At 55.5% G+C, this 13,029-nt stretch carries 12 protein-coding genes and 1 pseudogene; 5 read left to right on the forward strand and 8 right to left on the reverse strand.

What is annotated here, in order from left to right:
- Positions 1-192: 192 nt before the first annotated feature.
- The 4 genes and pseudogenes from Q1B15_RS23465 (at position 193) to recG (ending at position 5,222) form a co-directional block, all read left to right on the forward strand.
- Complete coding sequence (locus Q1B15_RS23465; RefSeq protein ID WP_366141708.1) at positions 193-351, forward strand: DUF1153 domain-containing protein; 159 nt, start codon at positions 193-195, stop codon at positions 349-351.
- A pseudogene (locus Q1B15_RS10810) lies at positions 347-938 on the forward strand (response regulator transcription factor); the annotation flags it as partial. The gene Q1B15_RS23465 and the pseudogene Q1B15_RS10810, both read left to right, overlap by 5 nt.
- A gap of 76 nt (positions 939-1,014) precedes the next feature.
- On the forward strand, positions 1,015-3,135 hold the full coding sequence (ligA, locus tag Q1B15_RS10815; protein ID WP_299753753.1) for an NAD-dependent DNA ligase LigA: 2,121 nt from the start codon (positions 1,015-1,017) through the stop codon (positions 3,133-3,135).
- Complete coding sequence (gene recG, locus Q1B15_RS10820) at positions 3,132-5,222, forward strand: ATP-dependent DNA helicase RecG (protein ID WP_299753754.1); 2,091 nt, start codon at positions 3,132-3,134, stop codon at positions 5,220-5,222. Before ligA ends, recG begins: the two co-directional genes overlap by 4 nt.
- A gap of 449 nt (positions 5,223-5,671) precedes the next feature.
- Here recG and Q1B15_RS10825 read toward each other — a convergent pair whose 3' ends face one another.
- Complete coding sequence (locus Q1B15_RS10825; protein ID WP_299753755.1) at positions 5,672-6,121, reverse strand: iron-sulfur cluster assembly scaffold protein; 450 nt, start codon at positions 6,119-6,121, stop codon at positions 5,672-5,674.
- Between the two features lie 66 nt (positions 6,122-6,187).
- On the opposite strand from Q1B15_RS10825, the gene hisI reads away from it, so the two are divergent.
- Entirely contained in the window at positions 6,188-6,550 is a 363-nt protein-coding gene (gene hisI / locus Q1B15_RS10830) for a phosphoribosyl-AMP cyclohydrolase (RefSeq protein WP_299753756.1), read from the forward strand.
- Here hisI and gluQRS read toward each other — a convergent pair.
- The 7 genes from gluQRS to Q1B15_RS10865 all read right to left on the reverse strand — a co-directional run.
- Positions 6,547-7,419 carry a tRNA glutamyl-Q(34) synthetase GluQRS gene (gene gluQRS / locus Q1B15_RS10835; RefSeq protein ID WP_299753757.1) on the reverse strand — a complete coding sequence of 291 codons (873 nt, stop codon included), beginning with the start codon at positions 7,417-7,419 and terminating at the stop codon, positions 6,547-6,549. The two genes, hisI and gluQRS, sit on opposite strands and share 4 nt — an antisense overlap.
- A gap of 3 nt (positions 7,420-7,422) precedes the next feature.
- Positions 7,423-8,040, reverse strand: a complete 618-nt coding sequence (locus Q1B15_RS10840) for a methyltransferase domain-containing protein (RefSeq protein WP_299753758.1) — start codon at positions 8,038-8,040, stop codon at positions 7,423-7,425.
- Positions 8,041-8,116: 76 nt separating this feature from the next.
- On the reverse strand, positions 8,117-9,478 hold the full coding sequence (trmFO, locus tag Q1B15_RS10845; protein ID WP_299753759.1) for a methylenetetrahydrofolate--tRNA-(uracil(54)-C(5))-methyltransferase (FADH(2)-oxidizing) TrmFO: 1,362 nt from the start codon (positions 9,476-9,478) through the stop codon (positions 8,117-8,119).
- 40 nt (positions 9,479-9,518) lie between these two features.
- Positions 9,519-10,058: a hypothetical protein gene (locus tag Q1B15_RS10850; protein WP_299753760.1), complete on the reverse strand. Its 540-nt coding sequence runs from the start codon at positions 10,056-10,058 to the stop codon at positions 9,519-9,521.
- 112 nt (positions 10,059-10,170) lie between these two features.
- On the reverse strand, positions 10,171-10,464 hold the full coding sequence (locus tag Q1B15_RS10855; protein ID WP_299753761.1) for a hypothetical protein: 294 nt from the start codon (positions 10,462-10,464) through the stop codon (positions 10,171-10,173).
- A gap of 108 nt (positions 10,465-10,572) precedes the next feature.
- Complete coding sequence (locus Q1B15_RS10860; protein WP_299753762.1) at positions 10,573-10,893, reverse strand: hypothetical protein; 321 nt, start codon at positions 10,891-10,893, stop codon at positions 10,573-10,575.
- Between the two features lie 297 nt (positions 10,894-11,190).
- A partial coding sequence (locus Q1B15_RS10865; RefSeq protein WP_299753763.1) for a DNA gyrase C-terminal beta-propeller domain-containing protein occupies positions 11,191-13,029 on the reverse strand: 1,839 nt, incomplete at its 5' end.

The raw sequence follows: 13,029 nt of genomic DNA on the forward strand, positions 1-13,029 counted from the left end.
GGTCGCCTTCACTTTGAGTTAAGGCCTGTTATGCAAAATGACGCTCAAACGTGCCCATGGATGGCCGCCATGTATTTTAAAGAAGCCGATGGTCCGCGCGCAGTTACGTTTCCTGATGGAAATGTCATTACCTGCGCTGATTTACCAGAACCGAACACTGGACGATAGGTCGCAAGCCACAAAGCAGCCGTCGTGCCCGCCGTTACATCCGGACTGATTAAGCGGGATGATGCGCTGGAAATGTACGAAATCTCCTCAGAAGAGTACGATGGTTGGCAATCAATGGGTGCGCGGAATGGAGTGGACGTCTTGAAAGAGACGGTTATTCAACGGATTATATACAACCTATGATTACGACTATATTTTTCTCGAGTTGAATCTGCAGGATATGGAAGGAGAGGAAGTTCTGAGGCAATGGCGCCTTTCCCGGGTCGACACGCCGATTTGTGATTCTCACAGGTTCCGACGACACGGAGAATAAAATTAGGAGTTTGGGCTTCGGTGTGGACGACTATTTGAGCAAGCTATTCCATCGCGAGGAACTTTTTGCGCGTACCCACGCAATCATCTCTCGCTCCAAGGGCGACGCGCAATCTGTGATCAAAACCGGGAAAGTATCCGTCAATCTGGACGCTAAGACTGTCGATTTCGGCGGGCGTGCGGTCCATATGACCGGCAAGGAATATCAGATGCTTGAGCCTCTTTCGTTCCGAAAGAGCGCGACGCTGACCAAATAAATGTTTCTCAACCATCTTTATGGCGGAATAGACGAGCTGGAACTAAAGATAATTGACGTCTTCATTTGCAAGCTACGCAAGAAACTTGCAGAGGCGACAGAAGGCGATAACAACAGCGAGACGGTTTGGGGGCGGGGATACGTTCTGCGTGATCCCGACCCGCTGGCCGTCGAACCCGAGCCGGTTGCCGCAACTGCCTGATCTCTTGTGACAAGCTAAGGCTGGACCTTGCCTTTGCCCGAACCTATCCATGTGAAAATGGGTTTGGGAGCCTCACATGTCTGGTGACGTACCAGTAAGCGATCTGAAGAAGGATCAAGCACGCGCCGAATTGCAGCGCCTGTCTATACTATTGAAACAGGCCAACCACGCCTATCACGGCGAAGACGCTCCTAATATTTCTGACGCTGCTTATGATGCGTTGAAGCGGCGAAACCTTGAGATTGAGGCGCGTTTCCCGACACTTGAGCAGCCAGAGTCTCCGTCCCGTCAAGTCGGCGCAACTGCATCGCACGGCTTCGAGAAAGTCGAACACTCGATTCCAATGCTGTCGCTGGGAAACGCCTTTGACGACAGCGACGTTGTCGATTTTGATACGTCGATCCGAAAGTATCTCGGCCTGCCAACTGAAACGGCTTTGTTCTACACGGCCGAACCAAAGATCGATGGGCTTTCTTTGGCTCTCAGATATGAGGCTGGTGTTCTGGTCCATGCCGCAACGCGCGGCGACGGGCGCGTCGGCGAAAACGTTACTGCAAATGCACGAACTATTAAGAACGTTCCCGTCAGCCTGAACGGTGCGCCGGATGTTCTGGAGGTTCGCGGCGAAGTCTACATGAGCCACGCGGATTTCGAGGCTCTCAATGAAAACCAATTGCGGGCAGGCGGCAAGGTCTTTGCAAATCCACGAAACGCTGCTGCGGGTTCGCTGCGCCAGTTGGACGCCACGATAACTGCGTCGCGTCCATTAAAGTTCTTTGCATATGCATGGGGAAGCGTGAGCGAGCCGTTGGGCAAGACCCAAAGTCAGGCGATCGCGCGCTTGGCAGACCTTGGCTTTTCAACCAATGCGCTTACCCGCGTCTGCCAAAGTCCGGCGGAGCTTATTGAACACTACAGCAGCATCGAAGCGCAGCGGGCGACACTTGGCTACGATATTGATGGTGTGGTTTACAAAGTGAACGAACTTGGCCTGCAGGCCAGGCTTGGTTTCCGCTCGACGACGCCAAGATGGGCCATCGCGCATAAATTCCCGGCCGAACTGGCTTGGACCCGTCTAGAAGCAGTTGATATTCAAGTTGGCCGCACCGGCGCGCTTAGTCCGGTAGCGCGTTTGCATCCGGTAACGGTTGGAGGTGTCGTAGTGTCGAGCGCAACCCTTCACAATGAGGACTACATTGCTGGTCGCGACTCGACTGGGACGACCATTCGCGATGGGAAGGACATTCGCGTCGGCGATTGGGTTCAAGTCTACCGCGCTGGTGATGTCATTCCCAAGGTGGCGGATGTTGATCTGGCAAAACGCCCGGCGGACGCCAAAGCTTTTGTGTTCCCGACGCTTTGTCCTGAGTGCCAGTCCGAGGCGATCCGCGAGCCCGGCGATGCGGTGCGCCGTTGCAGCGGTGGTCTGATTTGCCCCGCTCAGATTATTGAACGTCTGAAGCATTTTGTCTCACGCGCGGCGTTTGATATTGAAGGGCTGGGCGCCAAACAGGTCGAGCAGTTTTTTGAGGATGGCTGGATCAAGGAGCCTGTCGATATCTTCACGCTTCGGGACCGATACGGCGCCGGGCTCCAGCAACTTAAGAACCGCGAGGGGTGGGGTGAGAAATCTGCAAATAATCTGTTTGATGCAATTGACGAAAAGCGCGTAATTCCTCTGAATCGCTTAATATTTGGCTTAGGCATCCGACATGTTGGCGAAGGTGCTGCGTCTCTTCTGGCGCGCCATTACGGGACATGGGATAAATTTGAGGCCGCAATGTCGGGCGCGTCTATCGATGACGATGAGACCTGGGAAGACCTGCTTGCAATCGATGGGGTTGGTCGCGTGATGGCCACATCGCTGGTGACCGCTTTTCATCAAACGGCCGAGCGGGCATCTATCGACCGGCTGGTTGCAAAACTTGATATTCAGCCCGTGTCGCGGCCGGCCACAGACAACAGCCCGGTTGACGGCAAAACCATCGTCTTCACCGGAACGTTAGAGAAGATGACGAGGGCCGAGGCGAAGGCGCGCGCCGAAGCCTTGGGGGCCAAAGTTTCGGGTTCCGTGTCGGCCAAAACCGACATTCTGGTCGCAGGGCCCGGCGCGGGATCGAAGGCGAAAAAGGCCGCTGAGCTTGGTGTCGAGATGATAGATGAAGATGGCTGGCTTGCGATGATCGAGGGGTTATGATGGGCCGCCCGGAAGCACTGTTCCCGCTTTTTTCGGACATAGAAACGCTGCCGGGTGTGGGGGCAAAAACCGCCAAGGCTTTCGCTAATTTGCACATCTTATGCCCAAAGGACCTCGTGCTAACTCTGCCAGTCGCTGGTATTGATCGCCGTCTTCGCCCCGGCATAGAAGGCTTCCCGGCGCCGGGTGTGATCACTGTAAAGGTCAAAGTTGAACACCACCTTCCGGCACGCACGAAGGGGCGTCCGCACCGGGTAGATGTCAGCGATGGCACCACGTCTTTCCAGCTTGTATTTTTTCACGCGCGATTGGAATGGCTGGATCGACAATTGCCGGTTGGCGAGGAAAGGATCGTCTCGGGCAAGCTTGAGGTTTTTGACGGCATCGCACAAATGGTGCATCCCGATCATATCCTGACCACAGATGCAGCGGCGGACATGCCTGAATTCGAGCCTGTCTATCCTTTGACACAAGGAGTTTCGCAGAAACTCATGGCGCGAGCAGCCACGGCTGCGGTGGGGCTTTGCCCCGATCTTGCAGAGTGGATAGATCCGGAATTGAAGGTTCGCGAAGAATGGCCTCACTGGACGGAAGCCGTCAAAGACGCGCATGCCCCGGAAGGCAGTTCTGACATTCTGCCGACAACGTCCGTTCGGGCGCGACTGGCTTATGACGAGTTGTTTGCCCATCAGCTGACGCTTGCGTTGGCACGTGGGCAAAGTCGCCGGCGAAAAGGACGACCCTCGAAGGCGACAGGAAAGCTTCAGGGGCCTGTTTTGAGCGTTTTGCCCTATGTGCCGACGAACGCGCAGATGCGTGCAGTTTCTGAAATACAGGAAGATATGGCAGACGGCCATCGGATGAACCGGCTTTTGCAAGGGGACGTTGGGTCAGGCAAAACCTTCGTAGCCCTGATGTCATTGTTGGCGGCGGTCGAGGCTGGCGGGCAGGGGGCATTGATGGCTCCGACAGAAATATTGGCGCGCCAACACATGCAAGGTTTGCGTCCATTGGCAGAAGCAGCAGGCGTCGTTCTTGAAATTTTGACCGGTCGCGATAGCGGATCAGAGCGTAAAGCAAAGTTGGTCGCTTTGGCCGCGGGCGATATAGATATCTTGGTTGGCACGCATGCCTTATTCCAGAAAGGTGTTGAGTTTCAAGATCTTCGACTTGCGGTGGTGGACGAGCAGCATCGCTTCGGCGTCTCTCAAAGGCTGCAGCTTGGTCGAAAATCCGTGGCAGCAGATGTGCTTGTGATGACGGCCACGCCGATCCCACGGTCGCTTAGTCTGGCCCAATACGGCGATATGGATGTGTCGGTTCTAGATGAAAAGCCGCCAGGGCGAACGCCTGTAACGACGGCCCTGGTGTCATCGGGACGTCTAAGTGAAGTGGTTGATCGCTTGCGGGCATCGCTTGATGAGGGGCGCCAGGCGTACTGGGTGTGTCCGCTTGTTGAAGAAAGCGAGACGTTGGGCCTTGCGGCGGCGGAAGACCGTTTCAAACATTTGCGCGCGACCTTCGGGGAAGGACGCGTTGGGCTGGTCCATGGACAGATGCCGGCGGCGCAAAAGGATGCCGCGATGGCGGCGTTCGTTGCCGGAGAAACCCGGTGCCTTGTCGCCACGACGGTGATCGAGGTGGGGGTCGATGTGGCGAACGCGTCGATCATGGTGGTCGAACGTGCGGAGACGTTTGGTCTTGCGCAGTTGCACCAACTTCGCGGTCGTGTCGGGCGTGGTGCTAAAGCGTCAACCTGCCTTTTGATGTATCAGGTGCCCTTGAGTGAGGCCGGACGGCGTCGGCTGGAAACTTTGCGTGACACGGACGACGGCTTTCGGATTGCGGAAGAAGACCTGGCGATGCGCGGAGCCGGAGATGTGTTGGGAACGGCGCAGTCCGGCATGCCGCGCTTTCGGATTGCTGATCTTGAGCGCCAGGCCGGGTTAATGGCGATGGCGCAAAAAGATGCGCGGCGTTTGATTGACATGGACCCAGGTCTGACGAGCCCGCGCGGTATCGCTGCACGTACACTGCTTTGGCTTTTGGAGCAGGACAAAGCTATTGAAATGATTTCAGTGGGTTAGAGGCATGGGTGGCATTTTGTTCACAAATGTTCTTAAAAAGTTCTTTACACTTAAGCTCAAATTTGAGAACAAAGGGTCAACAAGACGCAGCCATCCGCTGTTTGTTGCGAAGCAAAGGACGCCGACATGACTGAGATTAAAGATACGATTGCCCGTAGCCGAAGCACCATTGCTCAGGATTTCGCGGGCGCAGCCGCGCTTGTTGCGATCTTTATTGTGATGCTCAATCTGCCGGCTCTTTTCTAGGATTACCCTCTGCCTGCGGTCTGGTTGACCGGCCCTGCATCCTGTCCCCAATTTGATGCAATGACACTGTCCCGTCATGATCACCCCTGTCCCGGGGTTTTCACTGGTCATCCCACCAGATACGCCACTGACGCCGCCACCCTTTTGGGTGTGCGGCGTTTTTTTTAGAATATGGTAGGGAGAGTTCTTTTAAAGGGCGCGCGTCAGGTGCAGTCTGCTTTCTCGATCAATTCGATCGCTTCCGCTGTTGCATCAAGCGCAAGCATGATTGAGGCGTGGCGGTTTTTGAAATCCCTCGCAGGGATCAAGACTTCGTATTCACCAAAGGGAGCGCTTGGGACGGGGCCATCGTTTTTCATCATTTCTTTCAACTGGTCGCGCGCCGCGATGATCTCGGCCTTTGAGCGTCCTATGACATTTGACGCCAACACCGATGCCGAAGCTTGCCCCAATGCGCAGGCCTTCACATCCTGCCCGAACGCGGAAATCCGACCATCAGCCATCGACACGTCCACGGTTATCGTTGAGCCGCACAAGGGCGAACGCTTTTTCACCGACGCCTGTGGCGCATCGATGCTGTCAGTAAGCGGAATATCCGCTGCTAATTCCAGAATACGCCCGGAATAAAGCTTGATAAGATCGGTTTCGGCCATGACTTTCCTTTGCGCCTTCAGCCCCCTAGATAGGAGGTCTTCGGCCCTCGCGCAAAGGTTTGGTACATGTCTTTCGATCCATCAAGTCTTGTTTACAATGATCAAGGTTTAATCCCTGCGATCGCACAAGCCGAAAGCGGTGAAGTGATGATGATGGCTTGGATGAATGCCGAGGCCGTCGAAAAAACGCTCGCGACGGCGCGCGTCACTTACTGGTCTCGTTCTCGACAAGCATTTTGGATCAAGGGCGAGTCTTCAGGCCATACGCAGGCATTGATCGATTTCCGTGTGGACTGTGACCGTGATTGCCTTTTGATGATTGTTCGTCAAGAAGGCCCAGCCTGCCATACCAATCGGCGCTCGTGTTTTTATACATCTGTGCAAGACGGTGTCGAGGTCGAGCTTATGGCCCCTGAAATTTCAGACTAAGCCGAAAGCCCAACCATTTGTCTAATATCCGCAGGGCTTGCTCCGGCGTCGCGGTAGGTGCGAATTGCGCGCGCATCATCACGTTTGGCAAGGCGCTTGCCTGCGTCGTCACGGATCAAACGGTGATGGTGGTAAGTTGGTGTTGCAAGTCCAAGAAGCCTCTGAAGAACCACATGAATTTTTGTGGCTTCAAAAAGGTCTTCTCCGCGAACGACATCGGTGATGCCTTGTGCCGCGTCGTCCAGAACGACCGACAAATGATAGCTGGTCCCCATGTCACGGCGCGACAAAACGATATCGCCAATGGTCGACGCTAGGTAACTTTCGTCGATACGAACCGTCGATGTATTACCAAAAATGCGCTCGTTGAAGTCAAGGGGCAGGTCTTCGCGAAGCCGTGTGATGGCGCGAGACATGAACAGGCGTAGGGCCATGTTGTCTGGCATGGGAAGATTTGGATGCAAAGGCGCGTGATGGCGACATGTTCCGGGATAGATCAGACCATCCGGGCCAATTGCGGTTTCGTTTTCCTGCGGAGCCGAGACCGCTTCGGAAATGTCGCGCCGTGTGCAGTCACACGGGAAAAGCACACCATCGGCCCAAAGCTTGGTGAGGGCGTCCTTATAGGCAGGGGATCGCGTTGATTGCCGCACGACGGGTTCGTCCCAGGAAAGACCAAGCCACGACAAGTCGTCGTAAATCTGATCTTCCCACTTGGGCCGCGCACGGCTTTGGTCAATATCTTCGATCCGAACCAGGAACGTGCCGTCGTTTGCACGTGCCATGTCGTGCGCAAGGAACGCGGAATAGGCGTGGCCAAGGTGCAGTGGTCCGGTCGGCGACGGTGCAAATCGAGTGCGAATCGCCATCCTTCAGGTGCGGCGCAGCACGTAAATCGTGGACATCATATCCTTCGCGGGAAGGTGTGGCCCGTGATCTTCAAAAACCAATTCGATGTCCGGAGCCAGAACCGCAATATCCAGACGATCTGTGTATTGTCGATCCGCAAGCGTTGCATCGTTGAAGCTAAAGGCCAGCAATCCACCCGGGCCGATTGCATCGACCAGCATGTCGAGCGTTTCGGGGGGCGCAGCACCAAGGCTGACGACCCCGGTCGCCGCAATAGCAGGATAATCGCCGCGCCGTATGTGTCCCATCGAGCCGGGCAAGCCCTTCCATACCTGACGATAGGCGGGCTTCTCCTCGGCTTGTCGGAGCATCTCGGAGGAAATATCGGTGCCATCAATCACTTGAAACCCAACGGCTTTCAGCGCCATGCCAGCAAGACCAGTGCCGCAGCCAAAATCAAGTATCGGCTTTTCGATGTTTGCGCCACTTTGTCGTAAAGCAAGCGCAAGACGCGTCGGCGTGGCATAGCCCCATGTCGCGACATCGGTTTCATAGCTCTCAGCCCAGTTGGCATAGATCTGTTTGATCTCGTCGCCTGTATGGGCCGTCCATAGGCTTTTCGTAATGTCTTCTTCGCTCATTGCAACATGTTAAAGTATGGGCGGGTCTGAGGCGATGGAAAAATGAGTGCGCGGATCTTGATAGAGAGCGGCACTCCTATTTCGCTGCCATTTCGGGGCGGTCTGCATCCCCAAGCCATGCCTGCCAGTCAACCTTGGCGCGGTCAGTGTAGGCCTTGTAGCGATCACGCCGTCCCCGGCGTCCGCCTTTGGCATCCACGGGCGGAAACAGACCAAAGTTGACGTTCATCGGCTGAAAGGTCTTGGCATCTGCACCACCGGTGATGTGGGTGACTAATGCGCCGGTTGCCGTTGTCACAGGCACGGCCGGAAGGCATTGCCCCTTTAATTCCGCCGCGGCCATACGCCCGGCCAAAAGGCCCATTGCGGCGCTTTCAACGTAGCCTTCAACGCCGGTTATCTGTCCTGCAAACCGGATATTAGGACGCGATTTCAGGCGCATCTCGGCGTCGAGGAACCGTGGACTGTTTAAGAAAGTGTTTCGGTGAATGCCGCCGAGGCGCGCGAAGGACGCGTCTTGTAACGCTGGAATGGTGCGGAAAACCTCTGCTTGGGCGCCGTATTTCATCTTCGTTTGGAAGCCGACGATATTGTAAAGCGTGCCCAGAGAATTGTCGCGTCGCAATTGGACAACGGCGTAAGCCTTGGTTTGGGGATCATGCGGATTGGTCAGACCGACCGGCTTCATCGGGCCAAAGCGAAGGGTTTCACGCCCCCGTTCAGCCATGACCTCAATCGGCAGGCAGCCGTCAAAATACCCGGCCGTTTCGCCTTCTTTGAACTCGGCTTTATCGGCCGCCAAAAGGGCGTCGATGAAAGCTTCGTATTGGTCCTTGGTCATTGGGCAATTTAGATAGGCGGTGCGTTCTTCTTCCGTTTCGCCTTTGTCGTAGCGCGACTGGCGCCAAGCGACATCCATGTCGATGCTTTCGGCGTAGACGATGGGCGCGATTGCGTCGAAAAATGCGAGGGCGTTTTCGCCCGTTTCGACACGGATGGCTTGCGCAAGTGTCCCGCTGGTCAAAGGCCCGGTGGCAATGATCCAAAGCCCGTCGCTGGGCAGTTCGCAAATCTCACCGTAGTCCACCGTGATGTTGGGGTGCGCCACCAAGCGCTCGGTTACGCCTTGTGCGAAGGCGTCGCGGTCAACCGCCAAAGCGCCACCTGCCGGAAGGCGGTGGATGTCGCCCATTTCCATGATCAAACCGCCCGCTTGGCGCATTTCCCAGTGCAAAAGACCGACAGCGTTTTGTTCGCTGTCATCAGATCGAAACGAATTTGAGCACACCATTTCGGCCAGATGGCCGGTCTTGTGTGCAAAGGTCTCAACTTTCGGGCGCATCTCGTGGATGACGACATTGATACCCTGATTGGCGGCCTGCCAGGCAGCTTCGCTTCCGGCCAGTCCGCCGCCGATGATGTGGAGTGTGTTTGTCATGGGAGGCGATGTAGCCCCAGAAGATGCATTTGAAAAGGGATCAGGACGCGCGAACTATATCGAAATCTTCGCGAAAAAGAGTTTTGGGGTGCGCGTCGGGGGGGGCGTCAGGGTTTGCCAACCCGGGAAGGACAGTGTCTTCGAAGGGATCATCGGCCTGTATCTTGCCGCCGGCCGGCAGAGTTCCGTAGGCAGGCGCAAGGGTGTCTGCTTCAGCGTCTGCATAGGTCAACAGCAGCGCCCCGATCAGGGCCAGATCACGCCAGAAGCTGCCTATATCTTCCAAGCCCGCCGGGCTGACTGAGGCAAGATAACTGCACCAGAACAATATTATAGCCAGCAAAAGGGCGGCGAGACGGCGATGAAATCCGAACAGGATCATCGCCGAGAGACTTACTACACCAAGTCCTGATACGATTTTGGCCAAAGTCTCGGGCATGAAAGGTGTTGCAAGAACTGCAAGGTCCGTGCCTTTGATCAGCCCAAGTGCAAGCGCCATGAAATAGGACACGATCAGCAATCGGATCGCTGAGTGGCCAGTAAACATCTGTGACGTGTGAAGGGCGGCAGCTTTTCCCATTTTCCGAGTCCCCAATTCTCAAGTTTTTGGGCAGAAAACCCTTTTAGAGTCGATACTCAGTCTCCAAGCGCCTCGAGCATAAAATTTGTCCGAGACACAAAAGGTTTTGTCGTCAAAGTAGACGAAACGACGACAACAATGTGGCGATTTCCTGATTGCTACCCGGAAGACACAGTTTGAGGCCCCTACCACAAGCCCCTGCGCACCAACGGCGCAGCGGGGTCAACACTGCCAAACGGACGGGTTTCAGGGCAACGCCACCGGATTGACCAATCGAAAACGTGAGACCCAGTCCAAAGCGTGTTTCGCCCTGTGCGCCGTCACGCCCACTTAACCCGCTTTGAGCGACCTGCGCAAAGCCCCCAAGGCGTGCCGTCGAGGCGATACCTTGCGGTGAGCGAGGCATCAAAGGAAATCGCGCGAAAGCCTGCTTCGTCAAAATCTTTAGTGCAAGCGCCGTTTCAATATCGATTTAAGTGAATGCGGCGTATGTGATTGAGACGTCGCCAAAGATTTAGTCAAGGCCGTCCAGGTCCGAGACGCCGAGCCCGGCGCTACCTTCAAACGCTGTCATGTCTGATAAAGCCAATGCGCTTTCGATGCTCAGAGTTCTCCAGGTCACGATGCGTCCGTCAACGTCGGAAAGTGACCCGCCGCCCCCGCACTTCTGACCAGTATGGGGTATAATATAAAGATGCGCGCCGAGCTTGCCAATTAATCCTTGATCCGTATCCGCGAAGGACACATCCCCCTGAGAGCCATGAGCCTGCGTCATTGCCACATCAAGTCGGGCCGAGAGGTCCGATTGTGCGGTGCCAGCCTTGTCCTGGATCATGCCGAACCGAAGGTCTATGCCCTAAAAACCAAGGCTGCTTTGCGCCGTGACGGGCGTCGATATCATAGCGAGACAAATGGTTGTGATGATTTTATTCATGATCCCGCTCAAAACGAGCTTATTTCAGCGCCGCACCCACCCACGGATCAAATTAAAAAACAAAGAATTCATTAAAAATTCAATCTTCATAAATGGTTAACGGTCAAAGTTGCTAACGAAGATTAATATTGGCATTATCGAGTAAAGCTTACAGAGCCACGTGTAAAACGCGGCTCTGTAAGCGATTGAACAGGTTGCCTATTCTGGGGAACCTTCTGTGTCTTGAACCGCGCCTTCGACCATACCTTCTTCAGCGTCGTCGCCGGCATCTTCGTCGTCCTGATCTGCAATCCATGCCACTGAGACCACAACTTCGCCCTTGGAAGTGTTAAAGACTTTTACGCCGCCGGCACCACGAGAGCGGAACGAAATGCCCTCAACCGGCACCCGGATCGACTGGCCTTTGGATGTGGCGAGCATAATCTGATCCGGCATTTCGACGGGGAAACTCGCCAGAAGCGCGCCACCGCGCATTGCGGCATCCATTGCTCGAACACCTTGTCCACCGCGACCGCGAACAGGGTAGTCGTGGCTTGAGCTGAGTTTTCCGGCGCCGTTGGCCGTGATGGTTAAAATCAAGTCCTCGGAAGCCGACATTTCCGCGTAACGCTCAGCGCTGATTGCGCCTTCTGCTCCATCATCGTCGTCATTGCCGTCCACATCATCGACAAGACCTGCCGCAGCACGGCGCATTTTCAGATATCCGGCGCGCTCTTCCGGGGTCGCTTTGAAGTGGCGAATGACGGACATGGAGACCACGCTATCGTCCTTGGAAAGCCTTATGCCACGCACGCCGGTACTGTCGCGGCCCTTAAAGACCCGCACGGCCGTCGTCGGGAAGCGGATCGCGCGGCCTTCGGCGGTGATCAACATCACATCATCGTCCTCAGACGCGATGCGCGCATTTACGAGGCTTACGTCCTCTGGCAGTTTCATAGCAATTTTGCCGTTTGATTTGACGTTGGTGAAATCGGACAGTGCGTTGCGGCGCACGTCACCTGTGGAAGTGGCAAATACAATCTGAAGCTGGTCCCAATCGTCTTCGTCGCGGTCCACCGGCATCATAGCCGCGATCGAAACACCGGTTGGGATGGGTAAAATATTGACGATTGCCTTGCCTTTGGACGTCCGTCCGCCCAACGGCAGACGCCACGTCTTCAGCTTGTACGCCATCCCGTCAGTCGTGAAGAACAGCAATTGCGTGTGGGTGTTGGCGACGAAAAGCGACGTCACTACGTCATCGTCTTTAAGCGTTCCACCGGACACACCCTTACCACCGCGTTTTTGCGCCCGAAAATCGATCAGGGGCGTGCGTTTGATGTAGCCAGACTGCGTGACCGTAACGACCATGTCCTCACGCTCAATCAGGTCTTCGTCTTCCATGTCTCCGGACCAGTCGACGATCTCAGTGCGACGCGGAACGGCAAACTGCTCTTTTACCTCGCGCAGTTCGTTCGAGATGATCGACATAATGCGATCGCGCGAGCCGAGAATATCAAGGTAGTCCTTGATCTTGGCGGCCAACTCCTCAAGCTCGTCCGTGACTTCTTTAACGCCGATTTGTGTCAGGCGCTGGAGACGAAGTTCAAGGATTGCGCGGGCTTGAGCCTCTGACAGGTAGTACGTCCCGTCTTCGTTCATCGTGTGGCCCGGATCATCAATCAGACGGATGTAGGCGGCAATATCTTCGGCAGGCCAGCGGCGCTCCATCAGACGTTTACGGGCTTCCGGCGCATCCGCGCTTGAGCGGATCGTTGCGACCACTTCGTCTACGTTGGTGACGGCCACGGCGAGACCACACAGAACATGGCTGCGTTCGCGCGCTTTGCGCAGCTCAAACGCCGTACGTCGAGCCACGACTTCTTCGCGGAAGCTGATGAAATACGTTAGGAAATCCCGCAGCATGAGCGTTTCTGGACGGCCGCCGTTCAGCGCAAGCATATTGCAGCCAAACGACGATTGCATCTGGCTGAACCGGACCAGCTGATTTATCACAACTTCTGGCGTTGCATCGCGTTTTAACTCGATCACGACGCG

The organism is uncultured Boseongicola sp., assembly GCF_937988555.1.
Lineage (GTDB): Bacteria > Pseudomonadota > Alphaproteobacteria > Rhodobacterales > Rhodobacteraceae > Boseongicola.